This window comes from Rhodoferax sp., from assembly GCF_028689305.1.
GTDB lineage: Bacteria > Pseudomonadota > Gammaproteobacteria > Burkholderiales > Burkholderiaceae_C > Rhodoferax.
This window is the reverse complement of the sequence record NZ_JAQTWM010000084.1, coordinates 1-6,187: the sequence shown is the minus strand read 5'-3', so window position 1 is coordinate 6,187 and position 6,187 is coordinate 1. Positions and strand designations below refer to the sequence as shown.

The following is a 6,187-nucleotide window of genomic DNA, read 5'->3' as shown; positions in this document are numbered from 1 at the left end:
ACAAACTGGTACGTCAGCGCGTCGGGCAAGGCCAGCAGATGTCGGGCCACGGCCGGTGGCAGGCCATCAAACGGCACGGCGAATTCCGAGGCCAGCAAATCGCGCCGGGTCACCCGGATATCGGTGGCACACCACCCTTGGGCCGTCAAAAAACGGCGCAGGGATTGGCGGGTGAAAAAGCGCAGATGGGTGTTGTCGAGCAAGCCTTCCGGACGGTAACGGAATTCGCCCTGGATCAACTCGGCAATCAGGCCACAGTAGCCGGCATTGGGCACAGACACGATCAATCGTCCGCCAGGTTTCAACAAGGCCTTGCATTGCGCCAGAACGTGTTCAGGCGCCTTGAGGTGTTCCAGCACGTCAGCGCAGACGATACAGTCATACACCTGCGCCCCAAATAACTCGCTCAGGTTTGCACTGTCCAGATCGGCTACCCGGGTCTGCCGGTACCAGTCACGGGCCAGTTCGGCTTCGGCCGGGTTCAGGGTGACGCCGTCGGCGACAATGGCAAAGCGTTGGCTCAGGTACTGACCCAGTCCTCCTGTGCCCATCCCCAGATCAAGCAGGGTTTGCCCGGGTTCAATCAGGCTGGCGATGATGGATAGGGAATCCTGGCTGTCATCGCCACTGACGGTGCGCTGGTAGACGTGTTGTGAAGAGTTGGCATTGGGCATAACGCAGGATTATCCCAGCTTGAACTGCTCCACGGCCGTCAGCGCCACAGGCCGCCCCACGTCACTTAAAATGCCCAGCTTCACTGAAACCAGTTTGAATTCGGATTTGATGCGTATGACCAGACTACCGGTAATGCCGCCATGGCGTCCCTTGGCCACCTTGGGGCTGACGCTGGGCTGCACGTTGCCTGGTCTGGCCCTGGCCGATGTCTGGAAGGTGGTGGATGAAAACGGGGTGATCCAGTTCACCAATGAGCCACCCGGCAAAAAAGGGCAACTGGTGATCTCGTCCAATGCCACCGAACCGTTGCAGGGCACCAGCCGAGCCAGCCTGCCGGACGCGACGGCGCACACCACGGTGGCCGTTATCCATGCGTCTCCCGCCTACCAGGCCGTGCATGGCAGCCTGTCCGCTGCCGCGCAATCTTATGGTGTGGATGTGGACTTGCTGAAGGCCGTGGTGGCCACCGAGTCGGCCTTCAACCCCAAGGCCGTGTCTTCCAAGGGCGCTGTCGGGTTGATGCAGGTCATGCCGACCACGGCGCAGCGGTATGGGGTGCAGTCAGACCGCGGGGCGACCGTCTCCGCCAAATTGGCCGACCCGGACCTGAACATCCAGACCGGAACCCGTTACCTGGCCGACTTGCTGAAATTGTTTGGTGGGCAAACCGAGCTGGCGCTGGCGGCCTACAACGCAGGTGAGGGGGCAGTGGCACGTGCCGGCAACCGCATTCCCAATTACAAGGAAACGCAGTCCTACGTGCGCAAGGTCATGTCGATCTACCAGCTGCTGCAGGCCCACGCAGGGTAATGCGGGTTAATTGAGCAGGTAGTCGTCCAGCGCATCGAGTTCCTGCGCGTCCACCATGGCGTCATACGCCGCCCGGCTGGCCAGTGCCTCCGAGGTATAGGGGATCAGCGGTTTGTCCAGCGGGCGCAGTTTGTGGCGGCGCAGGCCGCGCAGCTGTTGTGAACGCTCCATGGTGTGTAACACGCGCTCCGGCTCCATCATCAGGCTGAACGGATTGAGGGCTTCGGGGGTGGTTTTCATGGCGGACTCCTGCTGTGTCAAACACATTTTGCGAACTGCAAAGCGTTGAAATGGACTGTATCCCTGTCCATTTCAATCTGAAGTCGGCATTTGGCTGGACCGCGTGTCAGAATTTACCTGACAACGCGTCAGGCTCAAATCAGGCGCACCTTGACACTGCGGCCCTTGACCTTGCCCGCGTTGAGTTTTTGCATGGCCTGCAGCGCAATGTCGCGCTGCACGGCCACAAAGGTGGTGAACTCGGTCACGTTGATCTTGCCGATCTGCTCGCGGCTGTAGCCGGCATCGGCAGTCAGGGCGCCCAGCACGTCGCCGGGGCGGATTTTTTCCTTGCGGCCACCCAGGATTTGCAGCGTCACCATCGGAGGCTGCAGCGGGCCTTGGCCGCTGGGGGTGAGTTCCTCCATCTTGTGCCAGGTGGAGGGCTGGTTCTGGTACTGCTCGATCTTGCCCACCGCCCCCATCTCGTACATGGCGGCCAGGCTCAGCGCCAAGCCCGCTTCACCGGCGCGGCCTGTGCGGCCAATGCGGTGCACATGCACCTCGGGGTCGGGGGTGATGTCGACATTGATCACCGCCTCCAGCTCCTTGATGTCGATCCCGCGCGAGGCCACGTCGGTGGCCACCAGCACCGAGGTGCTGCGGTTGGCAAACTGGGCCAGCACCTGGTCGCGCTCGCGCTGCTCCAGCTCGCCATACAAGGCCAGTGCGCTGAAGCCCTGCGCCTGCAGGTAGGCCACCAGGTCTTTGCACTGCTGCTTGGTGTTGCAAAACGCCAGCGTGCTGACGGGGCGGAAGTGGTTGAGCAGTTTGGCCACCGTCTCAAAGCGGGTCGGGCGGGTCACTTCGTAAAAGCGCTGTTCGATCAGGCTTTGGGTGGCGGCGGCTTCCACCTTGATCTGAACCGGCTGGCGCATGAACTGACGCGCCAGCTTGTCAATGCCTTCGGGGTAGGTGGCCGAAAACAGCAGCGTTTGCCGCTCTGGCGGGCATTGCTTGGTGACTGTCACGATGTCATCGAAAAAGCCCATGTCGAGCATGCGGTCGGCCTCATCCAGCACCAGGGTGTTGAGCGCCTCCAGCGTCAGGTAGCCGCGCGCCAGATGGTCCATCACCCGACCGGGGGTGCCCACGATGATGTGCGCGCCGTTTTCCAGCGAGGCGCGCTGGCCGCGCAGTGCCACGCCGCCGCACAGCGTCACCACCTTGATGTTGTCCAGGGCGCGTGCCAGCCGGCGGATTTCCACCGTCACCTGGTCGGCCAGCTCGCGGGTCGGGCACAGCACCAGGGCCTGCACGGCAAAACGGCGCGGGTTCAGCCGCTCCAGCAGCGCCAGGCCGAAGGCAGCCGTCTTGCCACTGCCGGTCTGGGCCTGGGCGATCAGGTCCTTGCCGGCCAGCGCGGCGGGCAGGCTCGCGGCCTGGATCGGGGTCATGGCCAGGTACCCCAGTTGTGCCAGGTTGTCCAGTGTGGCGGGGTTCAGCGGCAGGGTGTTGAACAGGGTGTTGTCGGAGTGTGTCATGGGGTGATTATCGTGACCGCGGCCCGAACCGGCTGGTTTCTTGGGCACAATGCCCGGACTGCGCCAGGCCCGTCGCGGGCGCGGGATGCCTCGAAAGAACTGTCATGCGCCACCCCCTGATTCCCTTGATGTTGTCGATGGCACTGCTGACTGGCTGCGGCAGTCCGGTGCTGAACCCGGTGACGGGCCAGACCGAGCGCTCGGTGATGGACGAACCCACCGAAATGGCCGAAGGCGCCAAGGCGCACCAGGAGGTGCTCAAGGCGTACGGCATGGTGGCGGACGCCCGGCTGCAGGCCTATGTCAACAACCTGGGCCAGCGCTTGGCCAAGCTGTCGCACCGCAGCCAGTTGCAGTGGCATTTCACGGTGCTGGACAGCCCCGAGATCAACGCTTTTGCGCTGCCTGGCGGTTATGTCTATGTCACCCGCGGCATCATGGCCTACCTGCAAAGCGAGGCCGAGCTGGCCGGCGTGATGGGTCATGAGATCGGCCACGTCACTGCCCGTCACGGCGCCCAGCGCGCCACGCGCCAGATGGACGCCGGACTGGGGGTGCTGGCGGCCACGGTGCTCGGTGCCGTGCTCGAAAGCCAGGGGGTCAGCGGCGCCGGGCAGCTTGCCGGCGATGTCTCGCAAACCGTGGCCGCCGGCTATATCGCCTCTTACGGCCGGGATCAGGAACTGCAGGCGGACGGGCTGGGGGCCGAATATCTGGCGCGCAATGCCTACAACCCGCGCTACATGATCAACGTGATCGGGACGCTGAAAAACCAGGAGCGTTTTGCCGCCGACCAGGCGCGCGCTGCCGGGCGGGCGGTGCCGGCTGCTAGCAGCTGGCTGGCCTCGCACCCCAGCAACGACGAACGTCTGCAACTGATCACCCAGCTGGCTGCCAGATACCAGGGCCACTATGCCGCCGACGAAGGCCGCGCGCGCTATCTGCAAGCCACGGCCGGGCTGACCTTTGGTGACAGCGCCGAACACGGGTTGACGCGCGGCCAGAACTTCTACCACCCGGTGCTCGGCATCGCCTTGACCGCTCCGGCGGGCTGGACGGTCCAGAACGAGCCCGAGCAGCTGGCGCTGGTCAACCCGGCCGCAGACGCCGGGCTGCTGGTGCAGCTGGCCACGCCCCAAGCCGGCAAAACCCATGAAGACGTGATCCGCAACATGCTGCAGCCCAGCCAGGGACACGCTGAGCGGCTGACGATCAACGGCCTGGCGGCCACCCACTTTGTCGGCAGCCGTGAGTCACAGGGGCAGACCCGGCCCATCGATGCCACCCTGGTGTCCGGGCCTGGCGGCCGCTTTTACGTGTTGCTGCCGGTCGGCAAAAATGCCGCAGCCCTGCGCGCGGCAGCCAGACCGCTGGCGCAGGCGCAGATGAGTTTTCGGCCCCTGAGTGCCCCCGACCGCACCGCCGCCCGGCCCTGGACCCTCAAGACGGAGGCGTTTCCGGCCGGTGGTTTTGCCCAGCTGGCCAGAAGTTCACCGCTTCCCAACGCCGAGGCGCAGTTGCGTCTGCTCAACGGTTATTACGGGGGTGGTCAGCCCGCGCCAGGGCAGGTGGTCAAGGTGGTTGAGTAAGCTCTATTTTTGATAGCTGTTCAGGCAATGTGGGTCCGGGCTAGATGCTGATTTTGCTGGTAGAAATGAGCGTGGGCGGGGTGGCGTAATAGGCCGCCACAAAATCTTCAAACGGCGCTTCAGACCTGGCGTCAATGTGCGCCTGGGTCGCCAAGGACTCAAGGGCGGTGGTCTTGAACCTGGCATAAGTGTCTGGCGCCATGGCCATCGCCTGCAGGCTCTGGGTGTGCACCTTGGACATGGCAAAGGCAAAGTTGAAATACCCGCCGTGCTGCCTGATGGCCTCCAGCACCTGGGCGGACGGGGTCAGCTCGGGCTGGTCGATGCGTTGGCGCAGGTCCTGCAAGGTCTGCTGGTAGCTGCGGCCACCGTAGGCGTTGTCCAGCATCTCGGCAAACGGGGCCATGTCGTCAAACAGCTCGTGGGCCAGCGTGCGCAGCGGCTGTTCGCGGTTGTGCACCAGCAATTGCAGGTCCGGTTGGCGGCCACGGGTGACCACCCGGTGTTTGTTCTCGTCGTTTTCCCCCTGCTCGCGGCTGGTGATCGGCGGGCTGTCGCGAAACAGGCACATCAACAGCAGGGCGTCGGCAAACAGGCTTTGTTCGGGCGCAATGCCGATGTCGATGAATGGGTTCAGGTCAAACAGCCGCATCTCGATGTATTGCACCCCCTGGGTTTTCAGCGCCAGCGCCGGGCGCGCCTCACTCACGCGTTTGGGACGCATGGCGGCGTAGAACTCGCTTTCGGTCTGCAGCAGGCAGGCGTTGAGCTGTTTCCAGTGGTCACCGTTGCGCACGCCGAGTTCTTCATAAAACGGGTCGGGCGTGCGGATGGCGGCTTCCAGCGCGGCGGTGTACTCGGCCAGTGAGTTGAAGCTGACCGCCAGCTTGTCCTGCGCCCGGTTCTGGTAACCCAGGTCACTCATGCGCAGGCTGGTGGCGTAACGCCCGTGCAGCGTGCCGGGGGTGAGTTCCGTCAGGTCCGACGGGTGGCCTTGCAGGAACGACTGGCACAGTGCCGGTGAGGCGCCAAACAGGTAGGGAATCAGCCAGCCATAACGCAGGAAATTGCGGATCAGTCCGAAATAACGCCGGCTGATGAAGTCCTGCAGGGGCTCTTCACCCGGACAACAGTCCTGCAGCATCGGCCAGAACGCCTGTGGCAGCGACCAGTTGTAGTGCGCGCCGGCAATGGTTTGCATGGCACGGCCATAACGCAGGCCGAGGCCCTCGCGGTAGACCTGCTTGAAGCGTGCGGCGTTGGAGCTGCCGTAGTTGGCGATGGCGATGTCGGCATCGGTGCCGATCTTGCACGGCATGGAGCCGGCCCACAAAAACTCACCACCCAGCT

At 63.9% G+C, this 6,187-nt stretch carries 6 protein-coding genes; 2 read left to right on the top strand and 4 right to left on the bottom strand.

The window, feature by feature from the left end:
• On the bottom strand, window positions 1-674 hold a 674-nt coding region (locus PHW99_RS14875; RefSeq protein WP_300179185.1), incomplete at its 3' end, for a methyltransferase domain-containing protein.
• 115 nt (window positions 675-789) lie between these two features.
• Between PHW99_RS14875 and PHW99_RS14870 the strand changes: the two genes are divergently transcribed.
• Window positions 790-1,485, top strand: coding sequence for a lytic transglycosylase domain-containing protein (locus tag PHW99_RS14870; protein WP_300179183.1), 696 nt, complete (start codon window positions 790-792; stop codon window positions 1,483-1,485).
• Window positions 1,486-1,491: 6 nt separating this feature from the next.
• On the opposite strand, the gene PHW99_RS14865 is transcribed toward PHW99_RS14870, so the two are convergent.
• Complete coding sequence (locus tag PHW99_RS14865; protein WP_300179181.1) at window positions 1,492-1,725, bottom strand: hypothetical protein; 234 nt, start codon at window positions 1,723-1,725, stop codon at window positions 1,492-1,494.
• 134 nt (window positions 1,726-1,859) lie between these two features.
• On the bottom strand, window positions 1,860-3,248 hold the full coding sequence (dbpA, locus tag PHW99_RS14860) for an ATP-dependent RNA helicase DbpA (protein ID WP_300179178.1): 1,389 nt from the start codon (window positions 3,246-3,248) through the stop codon (window positions 1,860-1,862).
• Between the two features lie 104 nt (window positions 3,249-3,352).
• Here dbpA and PHW99_RS14855 point away from each other — a divergent pair, with 104 nt between their 5' ends.
• Window positions 3,353-4,837, top strand: a complete 1,485-nt coding sequence (locus PHW99_RS14855) for a M48 family metalloprotease (protein WP_300179175.1) — start codon at window positions 3,353-3,355, stop codon at window positions 4,835-4,837.
• A 40-nt stretch (window positions 4,838-4,877) separates the two neighbouring features.
• On the opposite strand, the gene gshA is transcribed toward PHW99_RS14855, so the two are convergent.
• Window positions 4,878-6,187, bottom strand: a 1,310-nt coding sequence (gene gshA / locus PHW99_RS14850; protein ID WP_300179172.1) for a glutamate--cysteine ligase, incomplete at its 5' end; no start/stop codon positions are given.

Excerpts from the sequence above, each read along its gene's own strand:
- PHW99_RS14870 (WP_300179183.1), top strand. The coding sequence starts at position 790 with ATGACCAGACTACCGGTAATGCCGCCATGGCGTCCCTTGGCCACCTTG.
- PHW99_RS14865 (WP_300179181.1), bottom strand. The coding sequence starts at position 1,725 with ATGAAAACCACCCCCGAAGCCCTCAATCCGTTCAGCCTGATGATGGAG.
- dbpA (WP_300179178.1), bottom strand. The coding sequence starts at position 3,248 with ATGACACACTCCGACAACACCCTGTTCAACACCCTGCCGCTGAACCCC.
- PHW99_RS14855 (WP_300179175.1), top strand. The coding sequence starts at position 3,353 with ATGCGCCACCCCCTGATTCCCTTGATGTTGTCGATGGCACTGCTGACT.